Source organism: Bacillus sp. FSL E2-0195 (genome assembly GCF_038003645.1).
Taxonomy (GTDB): Bacteria; Bacillota; Bacilli; order Bacillales; family Bacillaceae_G; genus Bacillus_A; species Bacillus_A mycoides.
Genome location: NZ_JBBOPN010000001.1, coordinates 4,341,029 through 4,366,096, shown reverse-complemented (window position 1 = coordinate 4,366,096; position 25,068 = coordinate 4,341,029). Strand labels below are relative to the sequence as shown.

The window sequence follows — 25,068 nt, the reverse complement described above, 5'->3', positions numbered from 1 at the left end:
TTATAACTTTATATTTCTGTTTATTCAGTTTATTTTAAGGGCGAAAAGGAGAGGGAACGATGAAGAGAATTTCTTATATTGAAGACTTTGAGCAATGGGAAAGTGGTTTTTCATTTTATAATCCTGTCAAAGTTCGTTTTGGTGAAGTAGATATGTTTGGACATGTAAATAATGTCGTTGCTTTTACATATTTTGAAGAAGCGCGTATCGCATTGTTTAAAGAACTCGGATTTATGCAAGAATGGACACATGAATCATCAGAAACGATGATAGTCGTCGCAGATCTACAATGCAATTTTATTAAACAAATTTATTTTGATGAGCAGTTGAAAGTATACGTAAAGGCGGGAGCGGTTGGGAATTCCTCTTTAGATTTACACTATATGGTCAAAAATGCAGAAGGAGAAGTTTGTTTAGTTGGACGCGGTATGATGGTCCAAGCATCGAAAAAAACTGGAAGAGGCGAACCGTGGCCTGAGGAATGGAAGGAATTGCTATTATAATAGAATAAAAGAAAAATAAGAGAGCGATTCGCTCTCTTATTTTTTGTCCTCCATCGCCTCTTCTAATGTTAGGTGGTGCTTATATATGTATGTGGCGTATGGATTACCGACGTAGCGTAAGTGCCACGGTTCATATGCATACTCTGTTGTTTTTGTTTTATCCTCTAAATAACGAATGACAAATCCGAACTCATGGGCATGTTCTGCAACCCATTTTCCTTCTGCTGTCTCTCCGAAGATTGGTTCTAATTGGAATTTAGCAGATTTTGAGCTAATATCCATTGCTAGACCGGTTTGATGCTCACTTGTTCCAGGAATTGCACTTACCGAATCAGCCTCAGCTTTTCCTTGGCGTTTAATATATGTATTATGTAATGACTGTTGGCGTTTGTAAGAACGGTAACCTGAAACTGCTGTAAGTTCTAAACCTTCTTCTTTCGCTGCTTGGAACATTTTTTCAAGAGCGTCTGCAGCATCTTTGCGAAGTAATGTTTTCTCTTTATCTTTTGGACTAGTAAATGGTACGTTCGGTTTCGTCAAATCTTCTGGAGTGTACCCATCTGGTAATTTACGATGTTTATTGACTAATACAAGAGCAGAATCTGGATTTGTTACAACGGAAAAATTATCATCTAGTTTCTTTGCATTATGATCAGCTTTTTGAAAAGCAGGAATCTCTTCTTTTTGGTGGTTATTATGTTTTTGATTTTCGACAGCTTTCGCTTCGTTTTGTAGTGGTGATTTAGAACCAAAGTAAACGAAAGATGTGATACCGATTACAATAGTAGCGGCAGAAATAATTATTATTTTTTTCATGATGCCCTGTAATCACAGTCCTTTCTTAATAAAATATGTATCGTTTTTATTATAAGTCTAGTTTGTTGAAAAAGAAATATAAGAGTCGTAACGTAATAGAAATGCAAAGAAAATGTCAGAAAATGTGTGAAAATGTAGTATTTTTTCATATAATTCATTTCTTATCTTTCATGAAGTTCATTTTTTATGTAATATATGTATATAAGAAGATGTAGCGATTATTGAGAATAAAAGACCTCTGGTATAGACTAGGAGTGGATGGGAATGGATTTTGCAACAATTATTGGAATCATTTTAGGAGTATTAGCGGTAGTCGTAGGGATGGTCGTCAAGGGCGCTGACATAACAGCCTTACTAAATCCTGCCGCAGCACTAATTATTTTCGTCGGTACATTTGCTGCAGTGTGTATTGCATTTCCGATGAATCAACTAAAAAGAGTTCCAAAATTATTTAAAGTTCTTTTTGGTTCAAATAAAAAAGATTTAAGTTATGAACAATTGCTAGAATTATTTGTTCATTGGACATCTGAGAGTAGAAAATACGGTATTTTGTCTTTAGAGCAACAATTAGATGAAATTGAAGATGAATTTCTTTTGCGTGGTATGAAATTTGTTATTGATGGTGTATCTGCAGAGGATTTAGAACAAATTTTAGAAGCCGAATTAGAAGCGATTGAAGAGAGACATGCAAAAGGGGCTGCTATTTTCTCGCAAGCTGGTACATATGCACCTACACTAGGGGTTTTAGGTGCTGTTATTGGTCTTGTAGCTGCACTTGGAAATTTAACTGATATTGAAAAGCTAGGGCATGCTATTTCAGGTGCGTTTATTGCAACGATTTTCGGTATTTTTTCAGGTTACGTATTATGGCATCCGTTTGCAAATAAATTAAAGCAAAAGTCTGCTGCTGAATTAGAGAAGAAACGTTTAATTATTGATTGTTTATTAATGTTACAAGAAGGTACATATCCGTTTATTATGAAGAACCGCATTTTAGGTGCACTTTCTGCAACTGAGCGTAAAAAGCTAGAAAAAGGAGCAGAAAAAAATGCGGAGTAAGAAAAATAGAAGAGGTAAAAAGAAAAAACATGATGAGCATATCGATGAAACTTGGTTAATTCCATATTCTGATATGTTAACGTTGTTATTTGCATTGTTCATCGTATTATTCGCAATGAGTAGTATAGATGCTGCGAAGTTTAAACAGATGGCAGTTGCTTTTCGAAGTGAGTTAGCCGGTGGAACAGGAAATAAAGAATTTTTAAGCGATCAAAAACCAAATGAGGAAAAAGAATTATCAGCAAATAGCCTTGAGGCAGAACAAGCAAAAAAACAAGCGGAAGATAGAGCTAAAGAAAAAAAAGAAATGGATGAGTTGAAAGCATTACAAAAAAAGATTGATCAATATATTAATGAGAAACAACTATCCTCTTCTTTTCAAACTAAGTTAACTGAAAAAGGATTAATGTTAACGATATTAGAAAATGTACTATTTGATTCAGGGAAAGCAGATGTGAAGTTGGAATCGTTAGGGATTGCAAAAGAGATGTCTAACCTACTTGTTTCAGCATCACCTCGTGAAATTACAGTGTCGGGTCATACAGATACGGTTCCTATCGCAAATGCTCAGTTTGCATCAAACTGGGAGTTAAGTACACAGCGTGCAGTTAATTTTATGCAGGTGTTACTCCAAAATAAAGAATTGCAACCAGAAAAATTTAGTGCAGTTGGTTATGGAGAATACCGTTCAATTGCACCAAATGATACGCCAGAAGGAAAAGCGAAAAATAGACGTGTAGAAGTATTTATTTTACCTTTAACAAGAAATATGCAATAAAAGAGGATGGCGAAGGCCATCCTCTTTGTTATTTTGCATCAAATGATTTTAAATTGTCACGACGGATTTTGTCTTTTTCTGCATCTGATTTTTTGAAATTATAGTCATATAGAGCACCTTCCCAATCACCGTACATTGGATTAGGGAAAATGATGAATTTCTCACCAAATTGTGCTTTTGATTCTGCTACTGTTTCATTGCGATCTTTCACAGATTTTCCATCAAAACCAGTGAAATCAGATAAGTTGTCACCGAAGAATAGGACGATGTCATGTGTTTGAGAAACAAGTTCACGACGCTTTTCTTTCCCTTTTTCTTTCGGGTCCTGTAGTAATATATGTTCTTTCGTCGCTTGAGGAGCACCTACGCGCTCAAGGTTTTTAATTGTTGCATCTAGTTGATTTGTTTTACGATTTGAGATGTAGTAAATATCTACACCTTTAGACTCTGTATATTTTAAGAAATCAATAGCGCCTGGAAGAGCTTCAGCTTCAGCCTTATTAATCCAATCGTCCCATTTATAAGGATAGCCTTTTCCTGTTTTTACGCTCATTGCTTGATGGGGACTGTTATCTAAAACAGTTTCATCTAGATCAAGTACGATAGCAGGTTTTTTTTCTGTCCCTTTTGCAAGAGCTGCATCAAGCTTTAATTGACCAATATTGTAGCCTTGGTAGTAAAGTGCTTTCGTTTCGCCAGCTGTTTGATACCATAAATCGGCCATCAATTGCTGGTCTGTTAATTGTACTTTCTCTTCTTTTGCCACTGTTTTCTCAGCTGTTCCTGAACATGCTACAAGCGATGTGGAAAGAACGGCTATAGATAATAAACTGGTAATACCCCTCTTCATCTTCATATGTATCCTCCTCGATGTTAGAAAATCATTTTATATTATATATTAAAATATGATATTTTTTTATGAACATTTGCATATTGTCTTTTGTATATGTAGTAGTTTGTCCTATATTAGAAAGGTCAGTTAAATAATAATAATAATTGTTTTGACAAGTTTTATTGTCGTAATGACAATTATAATTGACAAAAACAGGATTTTTATTTACAATTTTAACTAAATGAAACAAATGATGGGTTAGATGTAGTGATACATATAAGAGAATGAAATATAGTACTATATTTCATTCTGAACAATCATAGGCTTTAACAGAGGGTACGAATGATACTAAAGGGGAGGCTTTATACATTGAGTTTACAAATTCAAAACTTAACAAAAATATTCGGAGAATCTAAAGCGGTTAATGGTTTGCAAATCTCGTTACCGAAAGGTGAAGTGTTAGGGTTACTTGGCCGAAATGGTGCAGGGAAAACAACGACAATTAAAATGTTACTAGGTTTATTAACGCCAAATGAAGGTTCTATTACGTGGGATGGAAAATCATTTGGTGATAGTGGGGTAACAATTGGATATTTACCAGAAGAAAGAGGATTATATACAAAAAGTAGAGTAATAGATCAGTTGCGATATTTTGGCAGATTAGAAGGAATGACGAAAAAAGAAGTGGATCTTGCAATTGATTACTGGTTAGAGCGCTTAGCAATCCCAGAATATAAATTCAAAACAGCAGGAGAACTTTCGAAAGGGAACCAGCAAAAAATTCAATTGATTGCTGCTCTTCTTCATGATCCAGAACTTCTTATTTTGGATGAACCATTTAGCGGACTTGATCCAGTTAATGCTGGAATGTTGGCTAGTATTATTGGAGAACAAGTACAGAGCGGAAAGACAATTATTTTATCTAGTCACCGTATGGAGCAAGTAGAGGCTTTTTGCCAACATGTATGTATTTTGAAAAAAGGTGAAGCGGTCGTAGAAGGACAATTAAGTGATATTAAGAAAGAATACGGTTTTCGTAATTTAACAATCGAAGATACAAAAGAGAATGAAAAAGGATTAGAAGCTATACATGTTTCATATGAAAAGCAACAAGGCCTTCTTTATGTGAAAGTACAAGATGATGCAGAAGCTCTAAAGATTTTGCAACAATTGCAAGAACAAGGTGTTGGTTTACGACAATTTAAAATGTTAGAGCCGACGTTAAACGAAATCTTTGTAGAGAGGGCGAAATAAAGATGCGTAAATTTTCTCATGTATTTTCATTTTATTTTAAAGAAGCATTTTTATCTAAAAAATCATTAATTACGAGTGCGATTTTATTTTTGGTTGTGTTTGGGATTTTTGCATTTAATCATTTTACTTCAGGCGATGATAAAAATAAGGATAAAGATAAAATTGCAGTTGTAGTAGAGAGTTCCACATACAAAGTACAAAAAGAAGAGCTAAATAAGCTATTGCCATCAGCAAAAATAACGGTCGGTTCAAAAGATGATTTTGATAAACTACATAAGCAAGTAGAAGAGGGAGATTTAGATGGTCTATTCCATGTGACGGAAAAGGATGGGACCCCAGCAGTTACATATATGTATAATGGATTTCCAAGCCAAGCGACTTCTGCGATTATGGCGGGTTATTTAAAACAACAATATACGAAGGTGACGATTGCAAAAAATAATGTTTCACCAGAAATTGCGCAGCAATTACAAGCAGAAATTCAAGTGAAGCAAGAAGCGATAAAAGATCGTACATCTTCTTTCGGAATTGCATATTTCTTTACATTTGCTTTGTATATGTTTATTGTAGCTTTCGGAAATACAATCGCAATGAATATTGCATCTGAAAAGGCGTCACGTGTAATGGAAGTAATGCTTCCGAAAGTAAAGCCTCTTACGATGATGTATGCGAAAATTTTGGCGGTTGTTTCAACGGCGTTATTACAACTTGTAATATTGGCGTGTGGTTATCTTATTCCTTATTTGTTAGGTTGGGTCGATTTAGAAAGTGCTTCATTACTTGGTGTTCCAATTGACTTTACAAAATTAGATGCAAAGGTTATAAGTATGTTTCTTGTTTATTTCATTACGGGGTATTTACTTTATGCGATGATGTACGCTGCGGCTGGAGCTGTTGTGTCTAAGACAGAGGATTTACAAGCTGTATCTTTCCCGATAATGATTTTGATCATGGCTGCATTCTTCATTAGTATTAAATCATTAAGTGATCCAAATAGTACTATTGTTGTTGTAAGTTCGTATGTTCCGTTTTTCACACCGATGGTCACCTTCTCGCGGATTGTAGCCGGTGAAGCAGGTATGCTAGAGATTACGATAACATTAGTAGTTTTATTGGCGACAATTGGTATATTAAATGCTGTTACAAGTCGTATCTATGTAAATGGTGTAATGAATTACTCTGATAAAGTGAAGTTTAAAGATTTAGCGAAATTTATAAAGCGTCAATAATAGAGGGAAAGCATGATTTTCTAATGGAATCATGCTTTTTCTTTATGTATAAATTAAAAATAGTATATAATAATAAGAGTTGTCTTTTAATAGAATGAATAAAAAGGAGGGTGTGCAGATGGGAATTAGTAGTCGTTTTACAGTAGGTGTTCATATGTTAACGTTACTTGCAATAGATCGAAACTCTCGCTGTACCTCTGAATGGATTGCTGGTAGTGTGAATACAAATCCAGTTGTGATTCGTCGCATTACAGGAATGTTGAAGAGAGCAGGACTTGTTGATGTACAAGCTGGTAAAGGTGGTACGACACTTGCTCGTGATTTAGATGAAATTACATTACTTGATGTATATAAAGCTGTGGAAGTTGTAGAAGAAGGACATCTATTTTCTTTCCATGAAAATCCCAACATTGAATGTCCAGTAGGAGCTAATATTCAATCGGTATTAGAGATTATTTTAATACAATCGCAAGAAGCGATGGAAAACGTACTTGCAAATGTAACGGTGCAGCAATTAGTTACAAATTTAAAGTCGAAAATTAAAGAATAAAAAAAAGCGAGCTTCCTCATGATGAGGGCTCGCTTTTTTTATTCGGAAATATTGAAAGTTCTATTTTTCCGTATTTAAAATAAACTTTCCTACAACAGCTGCTACGATACCACCAAAAATTGGGGCAACGATGAACACCCATAGTTGAGAAATTGCTTCTCCGCCAGCGAATAGAGCTGGTGCGATACTACGAGCTGGGTTAACAGATGTTCCAGTTAACGGAATACCTAATAAGTGAATTAATACTAATGTGAAACCAATTACTAGTCCAGCTAAAGAAGAACTTCCCTTTTTACCTGTTACAGCAACGATAACTAAAACAAATACGAAAGTTAAAATGAATTCAACTAAAAATGCTCCAGATAAACCAAGAGTTCCAAAACTATTTTGTCCTAAATTATCTAAAGGTAATTTAGCAGATCGTAAAATTGTTACTAACGTTGCAGTTCCTAATAAACCACCTAAAATTTGAGCTAATAAATAATAGCTAAGTTCCATAGCGTTCATTCTTTTGTTGATGAACATAGCGATTGATACTGCTGGGTTAATATGACATCCAGAAATTGTTCCAATGCTATATGCCATAGCCACGATAGATAATCCGAAAGCCATAGCGATACCTAATGTTCCAATTCCTTCAATTCCGCCACCAATGACAGCTACTCCAGTTCCGAATAATACAAGTACAAATGTACCAATAAATTCAGCAATTGCTTTTTTTAACATAATTTACCTCCTATTAATGCACATGAAAGGTATTATAACATAGGTTTTAGTATAAACAGCTAATGAAATACTATTCTGATAAGGCGAAATAGGGAGATAATAAAAATAGATATGGTTCTATGAAGAAGAACCATATCTATTTTTATGCTGATTTTTTTTGTTTAATGACTGGAACAGAACGGTTTAAAACACTATTTAAGATCATTCCTAGCATGATAATAATCATCCCAATCAGTGACAGCCCGCTAGGGAATGAACCATTTAAGAAAATAATCTCACCAAGCACAGTGAAGACCATCGTTCCAGCTTGTGTTGCTTCAACAGCTCCAAGTAAAGCAAGATTGTCTTTTGCTAAGTCAGTAGCAAAGAAAAATGTCATCGTCGCAATAACTCCGGAACATAATGCTAACAAAAATCCTTGCATCATTTGACTTGATGATGGAATACCGGTAGTAGAAAATCCGTATATACCAAGTAGGATTGTAATAGGGAGACTTCCGATTGCCATTCCTAATACACGTTGGAATGTATCAAGACGCCCGCCAACAAGTTCCATCATTTTTCGGTTACCGAACGGATATAAGAAAGCCGCTAATACGACAGGTAAAAATCCCGAGATGAACTGAGTCATTGTAATATGACCCGCTGCAGTCGCTTGCATACAAATTACACCAAGTAAAATAAATAATGCTACATATAAACTGCGAAGTGGAATTTTTCCACGTACAAGTTTTGTACCTGATTTCGTTTCTATTTTAACGAAAAATAATGGTGATAGTAGTAAACCTGCTAATATCGTAACTTGCCAAGTTCCAGCAACGAGCCAAGCTGGAGAAAAAACAGCTGCGAAACTTAATAAAGAATAGAAGCCGATGCCAGCGACCGAGCCCCACCCGATCCATACAAATGGATGTTTTTTTAATTCTGCCCATAAAGCTCCTAAGTTTTTGCGAAATAAAACGATAAGGAATAAAATAGGGAGAGCAAATAGAAAACGGAAGGAAGCAGTCCAAGCCCAGCTTGTTCCAGATACATTCATTGCTCTGTTAATAATAAAGGTTGCAGAAAAAAAGGCCGATGATAAAAGACCTAGTAATATTGCGCGCATGAAGTATGGCACTCCTTTCGGAATTGAGTATTTATGTATAGTATAATATACTTAAAGTTAATAAAAGTAAACTATTTTATATTTTAAGGTGGTTTTTATATATGAAAGAAAATGAAGATATGCAAACGAAAGAAGTAATTCAGCAAGTAGGTCAGCTATTAAGACAAATTCGAAATGAACAAAAATTAAGTTTAGAAGAATTAGCCCAAAAAACAGGGGTTAGTAAATTAACATTAGGGAAAATTGAGAGAGGCGAAACGAATCCAACGTTAGCTGTTATTTGGAAAATAACGAAAGGGTTATCGATTCCTTTATCGAGATTAATGGTTGTTGGAGAACCTGTAGCTGTTGCGCGCTGCGGAGAAGGATTTGCAGTAGATGTAGGACAAGCATGGCATTTAGAAACGATGTTCCGTTACACGAAAGAAACAGGGATGGAAATGCACCGTGCTTGTTTAAGAGCGAATAGTATATATGAACCGGAAGCTCATCATGAAGGAGCAATTGAGCTTGTAACAGTAATGAAAGGGAAAGTTTCTATTCAAGTTGAGAATGACGTATATGTGCTAAATGAGTTTGACTCCATTCAGTTTGAAGCTAATAAGAAACATAGTTATAAAAATGAAGAGGATGAAGTAGCGGTATTACATTTAACGATGAAATATTCTTCATGAAAAAATCCCCTATAGAAAAATCTATAGGGGATTTTTTATACGCTATGCTCAAATATATGAAAGAATGTTATTAGTAAGAGCGTGGCATAAGTAATAAACAAATAAAATAAACTAAAAACCCCGTCCCAAAACATAAAATAGCAATGACCCAAAGTATGCGAATGAGAGTAGAGCTAATATCAAAATATTCTCCTAAACCACCGCATATACCAAATAACATTTTATCAGTTTCGGATTTATATAACCTCTTCGACATATTATGATCCTCTCCTTTTTATATCACCGCTGTTATGTATGAGTGATACAGTGTACTTTTATTCTATATGGAAATTTATGAGAAGACCATTAGGTTATATTACATTTTTTTGTGAAAGGACAATACAGTGGATTAATTGTCTTAATTTTCAGTTGGTATTAAAATGAAAATGAGGGTGTGACGTATTTTCTAATATAAGGTGGGGAAATGGTAATGACATTATATTGGTTGACTAATGTAAAGCTTGAAACAGGTTATACATATGAAGAAGCGAAAATTTCACAAACGGAAACTGAGATATGCAGTCTTCTTATTGAAGATGGGCGAATTAAAAGAATTATAGCGGGAATCGCCCAAGAGGAAGGAACGTTAACTTTTGATGCTAATCGTTTATTAGTTTTACCAGCTTTTGAAGAGATGCATATTCATATTGATAAAACATATTATAGTGGGCCTTGGAAAGCTTGTATGCCAGCAGAAAATATTTTTACACGTTTTAATGAAGAAAAAACGATTTTACCAAAGCAATTAGCAACTGCTCAAGACAGGGCGGAAAATATGCTAGAGTTATTGCTTCGAAATGGCGCAACAAATATTAGAACGCATTGTAATGTGGATCCGGTTATTGGACTTCGTAATTTAGAGGCAACGTTAGCGGCTTTAGGAACATATAAAGATCGGTTGTCTGGTAGAATAGTTGCATTTCCACAACATGGATTATTGCGAAGTAATTCTATGCAACTTGTGAAAGATGCGATGCGTATGGGCGCACAATTAGTTGGCGGAGTGGACCCAGCTACAGTAGATAATGATATTGAAAAATCATTACATACGATTATGGACATTGCGGTAGAATTTAATGCGGATGTTGATATTCATTTGCACGATGCGAATAATCTTGGAACGTTTACAATGAAGAGATTAGCAAGTCTAACGGAAGAAGCAGGATGGCAAGGTCGTGTAACAATTAGTCATGCGCTTGGACTTGGTGGTGTTACTGATAAAGAAGCTGAAGAAGTGGCAGAAAGACTAGCAGCATTAAAGATTGATATCACTTCAACCGTTCCAATCGGTAAACAAGTAATCCCAATTCCATTATTAGATCGAAAAGGAGTTAAAGTTTCATTAGGAAATGATAGTATTACAGATCATTGGTCTCCGTTCGGCACAGGTGATATGCTTCAAAAGGCAAATCGATTGGCAGAACGATTTGGTTGGAGTGATGAAAGGTCTTTAGGGAAAGCTCTTCGTTTTATTACTGGAGGGAAAGAAACGTTAAATAATGAAGGAAAACGAGTGTGGCCGAATGTAGGGGATGAGGCAAGTTTTGTTTTAACGAATGCAACATGCGCCGCGGAAGCAGTGGCTCGTCAAACAGAGAAGCGTGTAGTTATGTATAAAGGGAATGTTGTTATAGGGGATTTAGATCAAGTGAAATCTGATAATCTTGTATAGAGGAATCGTTTAGATGTTTTTAGAAGGGTTCTAATTGTGAAAATAGAACCCTTCTTTTTTATTTAGTAGAAACAGGGAAGTACTATACTTCCTTATAAGGAAGCAAGAAGGGATGAAAAGTTTGGACAATCAACATAATCAAAATCATATTATGGGAACTTTGCAATGGTTTATTTTTTTATTAGCAAACTCAATCGCGCTACCAATTGTCGTTGGCGGATTATTTCATCTTACGACGGAAGAAGTATTTTATTTAATGCAGCGTACGTTTTTCGTAGTTGGTATATCTTCTTTTTTACAAGGATGGCTTGGACATAAGCTTCCGATTGCGGATGGACCAGCTGGATCTTGGGTTGGTGTATTTACCGTGCTTGCTTATGCAACTGTAGGGCAGGATCAATTACATAGTACATTGCAAATTTTAGAATTAGGAATGATGGTTGCGGGAGTTGTTTTAATAGGGCTAGGAGTAACGGGAGTTATCGGGCGTATTTTATTTTTATTTACGCCGCTCGTGACAGGGACGTTCTTACTTTTATTATGTTTACAATTAAGTGGTGTATTTTTAAAAGGAATGCTAGGAATTACAGCTACTGTTTCTCAAATTGATGGATTTACAGCATTAATTGCTTTTGGCATATTTTTATTCGTAGTCATACTCTCCAACTTCGGAAAAGGGTTTGTTAAAAGTTATGCGGTTTTAATAGGGTTAATTAGTGGCTGGATTATTTTTCTCATTGCAGGAAAAGTGACGATCCCATCTCAAGTAACTCATTTTGTGCAACTTCCACATATATTCGCGTGGGGAATTCCAAAATGGAATACAGGTATGGCTGTATCAAGTTTCGTTATGGTATGTATTTTAGTTTCAAATACAGTGGCAGCTATTATAGCAATTAATCAAGCTACCATTCATAAAGCGACTATTGAACAAAAACAGTTGAAGGATGGAACGTGGGTTGGAGGGATTTCACATATCATTTCCTCTGTATTTTCAACTGTAGGTGTCGTTCCGTTACCAGCAACGGCAGGGTTTATACGCTTAACAAAACAAAAATATATACGATCGTTCTTAATGGCATGTGCGTTACTAGTCGTAATGTCTCTTTTTCCAAGTATCATTCGTTACTTAGCGTCTTTACCATCCGCTGTCGCATCAGCCGTTTTAATGGCTTCGTTCGTACAGTTAATTGGAATTGGATTTAATAATATAAAACAAGTGCCAATCAGCGAAAGGAATGTAACGATTTTAGGAGTTGCTATATTATTTGGAAGTGGTGTTATGTTTTTACCGTCTGGAGCACTCCAATCCTTGCCGTCTGTGATGCAATATATATTCGGAAATGGTTTGTTCGTAGGTACAGTTGTCAGCATATTACTAGAACAAATATGGCGTACTGAAAAGTAAGTGGATAAAAAGAGTGTACGCACTGTATAAAAGTCTAAAATAACATAAGAAATAAAGCCCATTTTCATTCACCACCTGCACATTTCGTTCATACAATATCTTGACTAAATAAACACCCAACTTACACATATACAGCTCTGGCTTAAGCAAGGAGGGTTATACCAGTTGAAGGAAAAAGCGTATCAATCTAAACCGTTACTCACAAAGAGAGAAAGAGAAGTATTTGAATTACTGGTTCAAGATAAAACGACGAAGGAAATTGCAGGTGAACTGTTTATAAGTGAAAAAACAGTACGTAATCACATCTCAAACGCAATGCAAAAGCTAGGGGTTAAAGGACGTTCACAAGCAGTTGTTGAGCTTCTTCGTATGGGAGAGCTCGAACTATAAGAAAGCAGCCGACTTTTATACAAAAGGTCGGCTATTTTTCTGTTTGTTTCATGCTCCATATGAATGATAAGAATGTTTCATACATAAATAGGTAGTAAGGAGGGGATATGTTGAAAAGGGTATTATTAGTTTCAACAAGCGCTCATGATTTGAATGGACACCCGACTGGTTTGTGGCTGGAAGAGCTCGCAGCTCCTTATCATTTATTTAAAAAAGCTAAGTTCGATGTTGATATTGTGTCGATAAAAGGCGGGAGAGTACCAATTGATAGAGTGTCTATTCCGAATGGCATACCTCGTGAATTTAAGCATGTCGCTTCTTTATTGCAAAATACGAGGGCGATTTCAACTGTTCACTCTTCAGAGTATGATGCGGTATTATTTTGTGGTGGGCACGGGGCGATTGTAGATTTTCCAGGTAATCCATATGTAGCAAATTTAATTGAGAATATGTACAATAATAACCGGATCGTAGCGGCTGTTTGTCACGGGGTAAGTTCTTTAGTTGGTGTGAAAAATAAAGATGGCTCGTTTTTTGTTGCCGGTAAGCGTATAACAGGTTATACAAACGATGAAGAAAAAGCTGTACATTTAGAAAATCGAGTTCCGTTTTTGCTAGAAAGTAAGTTGAAAGAAGGAGGGGCTTTATTTTATGTAGCACCTAATTTCACGCCGCATGTTGTAGTAGGTTATTCCTTAGTTGTCGGTATTGGTTCGATGATATATGGGAAGTTGGCTGATCGTTATAGCGTAAAAAAACTATTGATTATTTCAATTATCATATTTGTAGCGGGTTCTATTATTGGATTTATGAATCAATCTTATGCGATTACCATTCTTGCAAGATTAGTGCAGGCGAGTGGGGGCGCGGCGTTTATTGCGCTTAGTATGATTGCAGTGGCAAAATTAGTTGCTCCCGCTAAGAAGCCTGGTGCATTAGCGATGATTAGTTCTTCTATTGCATTAGCAATAGGCATTGGTCCTTTAGTTGGCGGGGCTATTACAAATACATTAGGGTGGCCATATTTATTTTTATTTATGGTTATTTCAGTAGTTGGGATTTTCTTGCTTATAAAATTTATGCCAGAAGAAGCGCAGCATACGGATGAAGCGTTTCATTTTGATTACATTGGAGCGGCGTTATTATTTGCATTCATTACGACTGTTTTATTAGGTGTCAATATTAATAGTTGGCTATTTGTGTTATCGGTAGCTTTCTTATTTTTATTCACGGTTCGTATGAAGAACGCGGAGCATCCATTTATTGATATTGAGTTATTTTCGAACAAACCATTTCTTCGTTTAATAGCGGTCGGGTTTATAATTAATGTGGCGTTATGTGCTAGTCTATTATTATTGCCATCACTGTTAGGAAGAGTGCACGGATTGTCGCCATTCGTTATCGGAATTGCATTGTTTGTTGCATCACTCTTTGGTATTGTATCTAGTTTTATTACGGGGAAGATTGTCCCTTCGTTTGGAAATGTGAATATGATTTATGTAGCGTCTGTCATTATGATCGTTGGCTTTTTAATTTTAGGGCTTATTCCGAACGGGAACTTAATCATTATTTTAGTGGCGGTTATTTTAACATTTATGAGTTATTCAGCTATTCAAGTATCATTAAACACATTTATACCGAAAACATTACATCCAGCTAAAGTTGGAGTCGGTCTTGGTTTATATAATTTAATTAACTTTTTCGGTATGGCATTTGGACCAGCTGTAGCGAGCAAAGTTATGGAAGCTACAAATAGTTATCGTTTGAATTTTATTTTAATCATCATTTTAATTTCTGCTCATTTCTTCTTATTAATAGGAATGTCTTCTTTCCAAAAAAAGATGGAGCAATAAAGTGAAACTTTAATTAGTGGGGGGGCATCCCCCACTAATTATTAGCCTACACCAATCGGACTTTTACGGGCAGCCCGATCCCCCATATAACTTCTTTGCTTTCGCTGAATTTTGAGGTGGGGGTCTTACTGCCTGGCAAATAGCGGGGTAAATACGCAATTTATATAGAAGAAACCGACTTTCATATAGAAGGTCGGTTATTTTTCTGTCTTGCAAATTATGAAAAAAAGGAGCAAAATAAAAAAGGTCCTGATCTATATAGGTACAAATGAAAATTTTTATACAGGGGCACTTTAAGTTAGCGAACTTAAAGTGTGTAAAATATACTGATAAACATAAAAGATGATGAATGAGAAAACGGGTGATTAAGTTGAATAGAGCGATCGGTGTTATTGATTCGGGAGTGGGCGGTTTAACAGTAGCGAAGGAATTAATTCGTCAGTTGCCGAAAGAGCGTATTATATATTTAGGGGATACAGCACGTTGCCCTTATGGTCCGCGTTCTCGTGAAGAAGTGCGTCAATTTACGTGGGAAATGACGGAGCATTTATTAGATTTAAATATCAAAATGTTAGTTATTGCGTGTAATACAGCAACTGCGGTTGTATTAGAAGAAATGCAGAAACAATTACCAATTCCAGTAGTTGGAGTTATTCATCCAGGATCACGTACAGCTTTAAAAGTGACAAATACGTATCATGTTGGGATTATTGGAACGATTGGAACAGTAAAAAGTGGCGCCTATGAAGAGGCGCTAAAGTCTATTAATAACCGTGTTATGGTAGAAAGTTTAGCGTGCCCACCTTTCGTTGAGCTTGTAGAGAGTGGGAATTTCGAAAGTGAAATGGCGTATGAAGTTGTAAGAGAAACATTGCAACCGTTGAAAAGTACTGACATTGATACGCTTATTCTAGGATGTACACATTATCCGATTTTAGGTCCTGTTATTAAAAAGGTAATGGGGGATCAAGTACAATTAATTAGTTCGGGTGATGAAACAGCGCGTGAGGTAAGCACGATTTTATACCATAGTAAGATGCTAAATGAGGGAGAAGAACAAAGTGATCATCTCTTCTTAACGACTGGTAAAATAGGCCTGTTTAAAGAAATTGCATCAAAGTGGTTCGGTCAGCCGATTGAAAATGTGAAGCATATCAATTTAGAAACAGAATAATAGTAGATTCATATAAGAGAACTCCTGAAAAATCAGGGGTTTTTTCTGTATAAGTAGCCATAGCTTGTTCTAAAACATGAAACAGCTCGTATACATAATAGTACAAACTTAGATTTTAGGGGGGAATGGCATGCCTAAATCCACTTTTAAATGGGTTGTTGGTGCTACTGTGAGTGCGATTTTATTATCAGGGTGTGGCTTGTTAAATCAAGAGAAAGCGACAGAACAAATTGATCCGCCAAAAAAAGTTACGTATACAGAAGGTGAAAAGAAAGAAACTGCTAAAAAAGATAAACAAGGGCAAACAGTAAATAGAGAGTTATACCTCGTTGATAAAAATGGATATGTCGTACCGCAAACTATTGCAATGCCTACTCCGAAAGCGAATGAAGTTGTACAGCAAACGTTAGAGTATCTTGTGAAAGATGGACCAGTTACAAATTTATTGCCAAATGGATTTCGAGCAGTCCTTCCAGCGAATACGACGATGACCTTGAATTTGAAAAAAGGCGGGACAGCAGTAATTGATTTCTCTAAAGAAATGAAAAATTATTCAAAAGAAGAAGAACGTCAAATTGTTGAATCAGTAGCGTGGACTTTGACTCAATTTACAGAAATAAAACAAGTGCAGTTCCAAATAAATGGTGAAAAGTTAGTGAAGATGCCTGTTGCGGGTACACCGCTAGGTGAAGGTGTAAGTCGTGCGAATGGAATTAACTTTGATGATGAACAAGTAGCAGATGTGACGCATACAAAACCGGTTACACTTTACTTTATGGCGCAAAATAATAATAAGCAGCAATATTACGTACCGGTAACAAGGCGCGTTGCAGAAGGAAAAGAAAATGATTACTCGGCAATTGTGGATGAGCTTGTAAAAGGTCCGATTCAAGGGTCGCTACTAAATGATTTTAATCCAGGAGCTAAGCTTATTACGAATCCAAAAGTGGAGAACGGAAATATTACATTAAACTTTAATGAAAATATATTTGTGAACCCAGACAAAAACATGATTTCAAATTATGTGTTGAAATCGTTAGTCTTATCTTTAACGGAAAAACAAGGTGTGAAAAATGTTTCTATTGAAGTGAATGGGAAAGCAAATCTTATGGATGAGAAAGGTGAAAAGTTAATAAAACCTGTTGATCGTCCACAAAACGTGAATACAGGTAGTTTTTAATCGCGAATAATTTGATATACTTATGTAAGAAAGGGGAATTGCTTTTTGAGTTCCCCTTCTTTTATTGTTATACATATCGTACATTTAAATTTGGCTATACTAATGAGAGTATTTATGAGGGGGTTATTTTTATGCGAGTAGATGGTAGAGGAAAAGCAGAGCTACGCCATATACATATTCATACAAATTATTTAAAACATCCAGAGGGATCAGTACTAATTGAAGTTGGGGATACAAAGGTAATTTGTTCAGCGACAATTGAAGAGCGTGTACCGCCGTTTATGCGCGGAGAAGGAAAAGGCTGGGTAACAGCAGAATACTCAATGATTCCACGTGCGACAGAGCAACGTACAATCAGGGAGTCAAGTAAAGGGAAAGTAACAGGGCGTACAATGGAAATCCAGCGTTTAATTGGACGAGCATTACGTGCGGTTGTTGATTTAGAAGCGCTTGGCGAAAGAACGGTTTGGATTGACTGTGATGTAATTCAAGCGGATGGCGGAACGAGAACAGCTTCTATTACAGGTGCTTATGTAGCGATGGTATTAGCTTTTGAAAAATTATTGCAAGCAGAAAAAGTATCTAAAATTCCGGTGAAAGATTATTTAGCGGCAACGTCAGTAGGTGTTGTTGAAGAACAAGGTGTTGTTTTAGATTTAAATTATGCTGAAGATTCTAAAGCAGACGTTGATATGAACGTTATTATGACTGGAAAAGGTCAGTTTGTTGAAGTGCAAGGAACTGGAGAAGAAGCGACGTTTAGCAGAGCTGAATTAAATGAATTACTTGATGCTGCTGAACAAGGGATTTTCCAACTTGTTGAAAAGCAAAAAGAAGCGTTAGGTGACATCGTATCTCATATAGAGTAGAGGTGGAAAATATGAAGCAAGTTGTTGTAGCGACGAAAAATCTTGGGAAAGTACGTGAGTTTGCTGAGTTATTTGAGAGATTTGACTTAGAAGTGAAATCTTTACACGATTTTCCTCATATTGAAGAAGTCGAAGAAACTGGTGAAACATTTGAAGAAAACGCAATTTTGAAAGCGGACAGTCTTAGTAGACAGTTGAATTCCATCGTAATTGCGGATGACTCAGGTCTTATTGTAGATGCCTTAAACGGGAAACCAGGTGTATATTCAGCTCGTTTTGCTGGAGAGCCGAAAGATGACCAAGCGAATATCGATAAAGTGTTGCAAGAGTTAACTGACATCGATTTAGAAAAACGTACAGCTCGTTTTTACTGTGCACTAGCGGTTGCTTTCCCTGAGGCAGATAAAGAGCCGGTTATTGTAAACGGAACGTGTGAAGGGAAAATCTTAGAACAGCGCCGCGGGGAAAATGGTTTTGGATACGATCCGATTTTTTATGTAGAAGAATATAAAAAGGCAATGGCGGAACTAAGCTCAGATGAGAAAAATGCCATTAGCCACCGCGGACGCGCTCTTCGTAAATTAGAAGAGAAAATCCCGGAATGGTTTTTAGAAGAATAAGGGAGAGAGATTGATGAAAGCTTTAATCGTAAGCGATAGTCATAGCTCTGTGAAGGAATTACAGCAGTTAAAAGAGAAATATGAAGGGAAAGTAGATGTCATGATTCATTGTGGTGATTCAGAGCTAACGCCTGCTCACGAAGAGCTACAAGGTTTCCAAGTTGTAAAAGGGAATTGTGATTATGCTAACTTTCAAGATGAAATTGTAACTGATGTAGATGGAATTCGTTTCTTAGTTGTACACGGTCATCGTCATGATGTGAAAATGACGTTACAAACGTTAGCGTATCATGCAGAAGAAGTAGGAGCACAAGTAGCGTGCTTTGGACATTCTCATGTATTAGGGGCAGAATTACTTGATGGGATTTTATTTATTAATCCAGGAAGTATTTTGCTCCCGCGCTCTCGTGTGGAAAAGACATTCGCTTTATTAGAAATGGATGAAAATCATATAGAAGTTCGTTTTGAAACATTAGATGGACAGCTGGTGGAACAAGCAATTTTTAAAAGAGGATAAGAAAAATTATCCTCTTTTAAAAAAGTGTTGACTTTATAAGTAGTTATGAATATAATAAATATTGTCGATAGGGCAACGGCGCTAACGAAGAAAAATAAAATAACATATGCGGGTGTAGTTTAGTGGTAAAACAAGAGCCTTCCAAGCTCTGGTCGAGAGTTCGATTCTCTTCACCCGCTCCATGTCCCAGTAGCTCAGCCGGATAGAGCATACGCCTTCTAAGCGTACGGTCGGGAGTTCGAATCTCTCCTGGGACGCTAAAAAAACCTTGTTATCTTTTGATAACAAGGTTTTTTGTTTGTTTTAAATTAGTTATTAATAAATTTTTCAAAGACAAAACCGTAATCTTTCACGTTATATTGCTTTTTCGTATCAACGAGCCAGTTAAAGGCGATCTCGTTCATCTCTTTAAACTGTTCTGCTAAATTTACTTGTGCATTTGAAATACGGCTGAAAGCGTTAGATGCCATATCTAAACTTTTATGTGCATACTGCAATGTAATGTCGTTGTCGTATGAAATTTCTTCGATTTTAAGAAGAGCCTTATATAAATCTTTTAATTCTTCAATATGTTTTTTATGAACATCAATTGAGTAATGCTCATCTCCCATTTGAAATTTAATTTCTACATCTAAATCAATCGTTCCTGCAGTTTCAAGTGCTACGTTTTTAATTTGATATTTACTATAGCTAAAGCGGCGTAATGTACGTTTTTTGCTTGTGGCACTTGTACCATCTAAGTGAATTAATCCTTTGTTTGTAAAGCAATATTCATCCGATTTTGATTTAATAAGAAAGTAAATTTTCTCCCCATCTTCATGCATTACGTAATCATCAGCATCGACCTTATCGTAATCTTTTGGTGTGATAACGGAACCTACATCGCTTAATCCTAAAACGTCAGCTGCCATTTTTTTGAACATATATAATCCCCCTTGTAAATTAAATTCTTAATTGTACAAAAATACATTAACATGATTTTAAACTTATTTTTGAAATCTTACAACTCTGTAAGGTAAGTGTAAGGAAGTTCGATGGTAACAAATTACTAATCTTATATAATGAAGATAACAACGATAAATGAGGAGGAAGAGATGATGAAAGGATTAATCGTAACGGGTTTAACAGTAGCTTTTGGGTTTGTGGCGTATGAAAAGTTAACATATGTAATTGATGTTGTAAAACATTTAGTAGCGTAGAAAAAACTGCCATGAGAGGGAAAGGGAATGAGTGAATGAATGGAATGGTTATTTGGAATTATAGGTACTTGTAGTGTAGTTTTATTGTTCTTTGTCCCAAGTGGTATACTTAGTTCGACAACGAGTTTGTTCTTTTTAAGTTTGTTTGCTTGTACGATGCTTATTATTATGTTTTTAATGAAGCGAAGTAAACCAATCTTCTATTTTAGCATGATTGTTATGGCAATTATTGTTCTCCAAATTATTACCCTTGTTATATACCCCACAATTATAAAAGCTTTCCATTAATGATGAACCCTCTGCCGTCTGTTGCTGAGGGTTTTTGTTTGTGAAAAATGAATTTCATTTAGAAGTTTGTTGCTTTTTTGTTATGAAAATAGAATATTCCTATATTTCAAATAAATAATTTTGGAATGTTGTGTTCTCATTACGCATTTGATATATTTACTTTGAAGATCATTAAAATCTAGAAAAAGAGGCGGACGTATGGATAAAAAAGAAAATACGGTCGTATTGTTTCCGCAACTATCAGAACGCTATATTGATAAAGGTTTTTTAGCGTTGAAAGAGCGGGAATTCGAAGATGCATTGCGCTGCTTTGAAATATTACGTCAGTATAATGCAGAAACGGAACAAACAGAATTAGCTTCCGTTATTTGTTTGCTAGAATTAAAACGTATGGAAGAAGCGAAAGAAAAATGTGAGCAGTTGCTTGAAACAGGAGCTGTATTATTTGGTGATATTCTTGAAACGTATGTAACTATTTTAGTTCAAACAAATGATTATGAAGGTGTCATTGAAACTGTTGAGGAAGTTTTGCAAACGAAAGATATAATTCCTGAGCAAAAGGAAAAATTGGCGCAGCTTGCTTTGTTTGCGCAAGGGATGCTGAATGAAGAAGATACACCGCTAGTGGATTCGAATTTTGAATTAGAAGAATTTACCGATGGGCTTTTTGGAGAAAACTTTGGTCAAAAGCTAAGAGTGATCCAGAAACTTTCGTTAAAAGACCTGGATCTCGCACTTCCTACTTTAAAGAAATTTTTAATAGACGAAGATCAGCACCCTTATTTAAAAACTTCTATTTTGTATAAAATGGTAGAAAATCAAATAGAAGAAGAGATAGAAGTAGAGAAGTTTGGAAATACGATAAAGGTGATTCCAGCATTTACAGGTCATAATGAGGAGCAATCCGATAAAATTATACATAAATTCTCAAACCGATTAGAGCAAAATTATCCAGATATATTTAGTACGATGGTTACATACTGGAAAGAATTACAAATTAGCATTTTTCCGTTCCCTCTATTAATGGATAAAGTAGAAATTTGGGCTGCTGTCTTAGAGAGAATTGGAAGAAAGCGTTTCGGATTGGCTATTGATGAAGAAGAACTTATGACAGCGTACAATATTGAGTTTGAGGAATTTCATATTGCCTATCAATGGTTACTGCGCATTGAAAGAGAAGGGTATTTGCCCGTATAATTATGAAAAAGAATCGTTCAGTTATTGAAACGAGCACATTCTATGTTATAATGTAAGGGTTGCAAAAGGCAGAAATCTGCCTGTTTGTAAGAGAAGAGGAGTATAATTCTCTTACTTAATATGTTTCATATTAGTCTCGAACAAAATATACCGTAGTTGTCTTTTAGACAATTAGTAGATTGGAACATTGTATCTGAAAGCTTTTTGCTAGAGGGTTATTTGTACATTTGTTATTTCAAGAAAGAGATAATAAAAATTTTGATCTATAGAGGTATGTGCATACATTATTATAGTTGGAGGGAAAGAATAAATGTCTACAAAATGGGAAAAATTAGAAGGTAACGTTGGCGTTTTAACAATCGAAGTTGATGCTAAAGAAGTAAATAACTCTATCGACGCTGCATTCAAAAAAGTAGTAAAAACAATTAATGTACCAGGTTTCCGTAAAGGGAAAATGCCTCGTCCATTATTCGAACAACGCTTTGGTATTGAATCTTTATACCAAGATGCTTTAGATATCATCTTACCAAAAGCATACGGTGAAGCAATCGATGAAGCTGGTATCTTCCCAGTTGCTCATCCTGAGATTGACATCGAGAAATTCGAAAAAGGCCAAAACTTAATTTTCACTGCAAAAGTTACTGTAAAACCTGAAGTTAAATTAGGTGATTACAAAGGTTTAGCAGTAGAAAAAGTTGAAACAACTGTAACTGACGAGGATGTAGAGAACGAAGTAAAAGCTTTACAAGAGCGTCAAGCTGAACTAGTTGTTAAAGAAGACGGAACTGCTGCAGATGGTGATACAGCTGTAATCGACTTCGAAGGTTTCGTTGATGGCGAAGCATTTGAAGGCGGAAAAGGCGAAAACTATTCTCTTGCAATCGGTTCTGGTACTTTCATCCCAGGTTTCGAAGAGCAAGTAATTGGTCTTAAATCTGGTGATTCTAAAGAAGTTGAAGTATCATTCCCAGAAGAGTACCATGCTGCTGAATTAGCTGGTAAACCAGCAACATTCAAAGTAACAATTCACGAAATCAAAACAAAAGAACTTCCTGAGTTAAACGACGAGTTCGCTAAAGATGCTGACGAAGAAGTTGCAACTCTTGATGAATTAAAAACAAAACTTCGTACAAACTTAGAAGAAGGCAAAAAGCACGAAGCTGAGCACAAAGTACGTGACGAAGTAGTAGAATTAGCTGCTGCTAACGCTGAAATCGACATTCCAGAAGCTATGATCGACACTGAGTTAGATCGTATGGTTCGTGAATTCGAGCAACGTTTAAGCCAACAAGGTATGAATCTTGAGCTTTACTACCAATTCACAGGTACTGACGCTGACAAATTAAAAGAGCAAATGAAAGAGGATGCACAAAAACGTGTAAGAATCAATCTTGTTCTTGAAGCTATCATTGAAGCTGAAAACATCGAAGTTACTGAAGAAGAAGTAACTGCAGAAGTTGAAAAAATGGCTGAAATGTACGGTATGCCAGTAGACGCTATCAAGCAAGCTCTTGGAAGCGTAGACGCTTTATCTGAAGATCTTAAAGTGCGTAAAGCTGTAGACTTCTTAGTAGACAACGCTGCATAATAAAATAACAAGGCGCGATTTTAATCGTGCCTTGTTTTATAAATATAGAAATATATTTATAAAACTTTTCGATGAAGAAGGAAAAGTGCCTTTGTAAGTCGAATATACATATTTCAAAAGTTTTAAAATTTTTTTATTTGTACATAACTAGTCATATTATTTGTATTTCTCGCTACGTAGTGACATAATATGTATTTACATACGATACATTTATCGTGTACATACGAAGGCAAGAGGTTAGCACTTTGTAAGGGGTGTGAAAATATGTTTAAATTTAATGATGAAAAAGGTCAATTAAAATGTTCTTTCTGTGGTAAAACACAAACGCAAGTTCGAAAGTTAGTTGCAGGTCCAGGTGTTTACATTTGTGACGAGTGTATCGAGCTTTGTACTGAAATTGTACAAGAGGAGCTTGCGAAGGACGAAGAAGTAGAATTCAAAGATGTACCGAAACCGGTAGAAATTCGTGAAATCTTAGATGAGTATGTCATCGGACAAGATAACGCGAAAAAAGCACTAGCGGTAGCGGTATATAACCATTACAAACGCATTAATTCTAACAGCAAAATTGATGATGTAGAATTAGCGAAGAGTAATATTTCACTTATTGGGCCAACTGGTAGTGGTAAAACATTATTGGCACAAACATTAGCGCGTATTTTAAATGTTCCATTTGCAATCGCGGACGCAACATCTTTAACAGAAGCTGGATACGTTGGGGAAGATGTAGAAAACATCTTACTAAAACTAATTCAAGCGGCTGATTACGATGTAGAAAAAGCGGAAAAAGGAATTATTTATATTGATGAGATTGATAAAGTGGCACGTAAGTCCGAAAATCCATCAATTACACGTGATGTATCTGGTGAAGGTGTACAGCAGGCACTTCTGAAAATTTTAGAAGGTACTGTAGCGAGCGTTCCACCTCAAGGTGGTCGTAAGCACCCGCATCAAGAGTTTATTCAAATTGATACAACGAACATCCTATTCATTTGTGGTGGAGCGTTTGATGGCATCGAGCCTATTATTAAACGTCGCCTTGGTGAGAAAGTAATTGGATTTGGTGCTGAGAAGAAAAATGCTGATGTAAATGAGAAGCATGTTTTATCTCACGTTTTACCAGAGGATCTTTTAAGATTCGGTTTAATTCCGGAGTTTATCGGTCGTCTTCCAGTTATTGCGAACCTAGAGCCGCTTGATGAAGATGCTCTTGTAGATATTTTAACTAAACCGAAAAATGCACTTGTTAAGCAATTCCAAAAATTATTGGAGCTTGACGATGTTGAGTTAGAGTTTGAAGAAGGTGCACTAGTTGAGATTGCGAAAAAAGCAATTGAACGTAAAACAGGTGCTCGTGGACTTCGTTCTATTATTGAAGGCTTGATGCTTGATGTAATGTTCGAACTTCCATCTCGCAAAGATATCGAGAAGTGTATTCTTACGAAAGAAACAGTAGCTGATAATGAACCGCCGAAATTGGTGTTACAAGACGGTACTGTACTTGATACAAAAACATCTGCATAATGCGAAGAAGAAACAGCAATT

General features: G+C 35.9%; 26 protein-coding genes and 2 tRNA genes. 22 read left to right on the top strand and 6 right to left on the bottom strand.

Features of this window, described 5'->3' with window-relative positions:
• Positions 1-59: 59 nt before the first annotated feature.
• Complete coding sequence (locus MHH59_RS22495; RefSeq protein ID WP_002088859.1) at positions 60-503, top strand: acyl-CoA thioesterase; 444 nt, start codon at positions 60-62, stop codon at positions 501-503.
• A 36-nt stretch (positions 504-539) separates the two neighbouring features.
• Here the strand turns inward: MHH59_RS22495 and MHH59_RS22490 are convergent, their stop codons facing one another.
• A complete protein-coding gene (locus MHH59_RS22490; protein ID WP_340852368.1) occupies positions 540-1,319 on the bottom strand; it encodes a M15 family metallopeptidase in 780 nt (259 codons plus the stop codon).
• Positions 1,320-1,583: 264 nt separating this feature from the next.
• Here MHH59_RS22490 and motA point away from each other — a divergent pair, with 264 nt between their 5' ends.
• Both motA and motB read left to right on the top strand, forming a co-directional pair.
• Positions 1,584-2,378, top strand: coding sequence for a flagellar motor stator protein MotA (motA, locus tag MHH59_RS22485; protein WP_002129301.1), 795 nt, complete (start codon positions 1,584-1,586; stop codon positions 2,376-2,378).
• Positions 2,368-3,156: a flagellar motor protein MotB gene (gene motB, locus MHH59_RS22480; RefSeq protein ID WP_002184884.1), complete on the top strand. Its 789-nt coding sequence runs from the start codon at positions 2,368-2,370 to the stop codon at positions 3,154-3,156. Before motA ends, motB begins: the two co-directional genes overlap by 11 nt.
• Before the next feature lie 28 nt (positions 3,157-3,184).
• On the opposite strand, the gene MHH59_RS22475 is transcribed toward motB, so the two are convergent.
• The gene (locus MHH59_RS22475; RefSeq protein WP_002129299.1) at positions 3,185-4,012 is read right to left on the bottom strand and encodes a 5'-nucleotidase, lipoprotein e(P4) family; all 828 of its coding nucleotides are present in this window, start codon (positions 4,010-4,012) and stop codon (positions 3,185-3,187) included.
• A 345-nt stretch (positions 4,013-4,357) separates the two neighbouring features.
• Here MHH59_RS22475 and MHH59_RS22470 point away from each other — a divergent pair, with 345 nt between their 5' ends.
• The 3 genes from MHH59_RS22470 to MHH59_RS22460 all read left to right on the top strand — a co-directional run bounded on the left by MHH59_RS22470 (position 4,358) and on the right by MHH59_RS22460 (position 7,021).
• On the top strand, positions 4,358-5,242 hold the full coding sequence (locus MHH59_RS22470; RefSeq protein ID WP_016120853.1) for an ABC transporter ATP-binding protein: 885 nt from the start codon (positions 4,358-4,360) through the stop codon (positions 5,240-5,242).
• 2 nt (positions 5,243-5,244) lie between these two features.
• Positions 5,245-6,471 (top strand): ABC transporter permease, encoded by a 1,227-nt coding sequence (locus tag MHH59_RS22465; protein ID WP_002167617.1) that lies wholly within the window; start codon positions 5,245-5,247, stop codon positions 6,469-6,471.
• 118 nt (positions 6,472-6,589) lie between these two features.
• A complete protein-coding gene (locus MHH59_RS22460; RefSeq protein ID WP_002088848.1) occupies positions 6,590-7,021 on the top strand; it encodes an Rrf2 family transcriptional regulator in 432 nt (143 codons plus the stop codon).
• Positions 7,022-7,081: 60 nt separating this feature from the next.
• Here MHH59_RS22460 and MHH59_RS22455 read toward each other — a convergent pair whose 3' ends face one another.
• Together MHH59_RS22455 and MHH59_RS22450 are read right to left on the bottom strand one after the other, a co-directional pair.
• Complete coding sequence (locus MHH59_RS22455; RefSeq protein ID WP_002067333.1) at positions 7,082-7,747, bottom strand: aquaporin; 666 nt, start codon at positions 7,745-7,747, stop codon at positions 7,082-7,084.
• 142 nt (positions 7,748-7,889) lie between these two features.
• The gene (locus MHH59_RS22450) at positions 7,890-8,855 is read right to left on the bottom strand and encodes a DMT family transporter (RefSeq protein WP_340852363.1); all 966 of its coding nucleotides are present in this window, start codon (positions 8,853-8,855) and stop codon (positions 7,890-7,892) included.
• A 101-nt stretch (positions 8,856-8,956) separates the two neighbouring features.
• On the opposite strand from MHH59_RS22450, the gene MHH59_RS22445 reads away from it, so the two are divergent.
• The gene (locus MHH59_RS22445) at positions 8,957-9,529 is read left to right on the top strand and encodes a helix-turn-helix domain-containing protein (RefSeq protein ID WP_002034214.1); all 573 of its coding nucleotides are present in this window, start codon (positions 8,957-8,959) and stop codon (positions 9,527-9,529) included.
• Positions 9,530-9,599: 70 nt separating this feature from the next.
• Here the strand turns inward: MHH59_RS22445 and MHH59_RS22440 are convergent, their stop codons facing one another.
• Entirely contained in the window at positions 9,600-9,785 is a 186-nt protein-coding gene (locus MHH59_RS22440) for a PspC domain-containing protein (RefSeq protein ID WP_002129290.1), read from the bottom strand.
• Between the two features lie 213 nt (positions 9,786-9,998).
• Between MHH59_RS22440 and MHH59_RS22435 the strand changes: the two genes are divergently transcribed.
• The 11 genes from MHH59_RS22435 to MHH59_RS22385 all read left to right on the top strand — a co-directional run bounded on the left by MHH59_RS22435 (position 9,999) and on the right by MHH59_RS22385 (position 19,508).
• Positions 9,999-11,240, top strand: coding sequence for an amidohydrolase family protein (locus tag MHH59_RS22435; RefSeq protein ID WP_002129289.1), 1,242 nt, complete (start codon positions 9,999-10,001; stop codon positions 11,238-11,240).
• Between the two features lie 112 nt (positions 11,241-11,352).
• Positions 11,353-12,648 (top strand): purine/pyrimidine permease, encoded by a 1,296-nt coding sequence (locus MHH59_RS22430; protein WP_002167618.1) that lies wholly within the window; start codon positions 11,353-11,355, stop codon positions 12,646-12,648.
• Between the two features lie 165 nt (positions 12,649-12,813).
• A complete protein-coding gene (gene gerE / locus MHH59_RS22425; protein WP_000659484.1) occupies positions 12,814-13,038 on the top strand; it encodes a spore germination transcription factor GerE in 225 nt (74 codons plus the stop codon).
• 107 nt (positions 13,039-13,145) lie between these two features.
• Positions 13,146-14,891, top strand: coding sequence for an MFS transporter (locus MHH59_RS22420; RefSeq protein ID WP_340852360.1), 1,746 nt, complete (start codon positions 13,146-13,148; stop codon positions 14,889-14,891).
• 361 nt (positions 14,892-15,252) lie between these two features.
• Positions 15,253-16,065 (top strand): glutamate racemase, encoded by an 813-nt coding sequence (gene racE, locus MHH59_RS22415; RefSeq protein ID WP_002015338.1) that lies wholly within the window; start codon positions 15,253-15,255, stop codon positions 16,063-16,065.
• A 130-nt stretch (positions 16,066-16,195) separates the two neighbouring features.
• Positions 16,196-17,245, top strand: a complete 1,050-nt coding sequence (locus tag MHH59_RS22410; protein WP_002129281.1) for a GerMN domain-containing protein — start codon at positions 16,196-16,198, stop codon at positions 17,243-17,245.
• Between the two features lie 131 nt (positions 17,246-17,376).
• On the top strand, positions 17,377-18,114 hold the full coding sequence (rph, locus tag MHH59_RS22405) for a ribonuclease PH (RefSeq protein ID WP_002015340.1): 738 nt from the start codon (positions 17,377-17,379) through the stop codon (positions 18,112-18,114).
• 11 nt (positions 18,115-18,125) lie between these two features.
• Complete coding sequence (locus tag MHH59_RS22400; RefSeq protein ID WP_002143277.1) at positions 18,126-18,734, top strand: XTP/dITP diphosphatase; 609 nt, start codon at positions 18,126-18,128, stop codon at positions 18,732-18,734.
• 13 nt (positions 18,735-18,747) lie between these two features.
• Complete coding sequence (locus MHH59_RS22395; protein ID WP_002129278.1) at positions 18,748-19,251, top strand: metallophosphoesterase; 504 nt, start codon at positions 18,748-18,750, stop codon at positions 19,249-19,251.
• Between the two features lie 108 nt (positions 19,252-19,359).
• Positions 19,360-19,433, top strand: a tRNA-Gly gene (locus MHH59_RS22390).
• A 1-nt stretch (position 19,434) separates the two neighbouring features.
• Positions 19,435-19,508 (top strand) — tRNA-Arg (locus MHH59_RS22385).
• Between the two features lie 51 nt (positions 19,509-19,559).
• Here the strand turns inward: MHH59_RS22385 and MHH59_RS22380 are convergent.
• Complete coding sequence (locus MHH59_RS22380) at positions 19,560-20,174, bottom strand: PH domain-containing protein (protein ID WP_000473869.1); 615 nt, start codon at positions 20,172-20,174, stop codon at positions 19,560-19,562.
• A gap of 315 nt (positions 20,175-20,489) precedes the next feature.
• Here MHH59_RS22380 and MHH59_RS22375 point away from each other — a divergent pair, with 315 nt between their 5' ends.
• The 4 genes from MHH59_RS22375 to clpX all read left to right on the top strand — a co-directional run bounded on the left by MHH59_RS22375 (position 20,490) and on the right by clpX (position 25,047).
• The gene (locus tag MHH59_RS22375) at positions 20,490-20,738 is read left to right on the top strand and encodes a hypothetical protein (RefSeq protein WP_001983650.1); all 249 of its coding nucleotides are present in this window, start codon (positions 20,490-20,492) and stop codon (positions 20,736-20,738) included.
• Between the two features lie 198 nt (positions 20,739-20,936).
• Positions 20,937-21,935, top strand: a complete 999-nt coding sequence (locus MHH59_RS22370; protein ID WP_002034206.1) for a hypothetical protein — start codon at positions 20,937-20,939, stop codon at positions 21,933-21,935.
• A gap of 310 nt (positions 21,936-22,245) precedes the next feature.
• Positions 22,246-23,523 carry a trigger factor gene (tig, locus tag MHH59_RS22365; RefSeq protein ID WP_002015345.1) on the top strand — a complete coding sequence of 426 codons (1,278 nt, stop codon included), beginning with the start codon at positions 22,246-22,248 and terminating at the stop codon, positions 23,521-23,523.
• A 264-nt stretch (positions 23,524-23,787) separates the two neighbouring features.
• Positions 23,788-25,047 carry an ATP-dependent protease ATP-binding subunit ClpX gene (gene clpX / locus MHH59_RS22360; RefSeq protein ID WP_000472285.1) on the top strand — a complete coding sequence of 420 codons (1,260 nt, stop codon included), beginning with the start codon at positions 23,788-23,790 and terminating at the stop codon, positions 25,045-25,047.
• Positions 25,048-25,068: the final 21 nt, after the last annotated feature.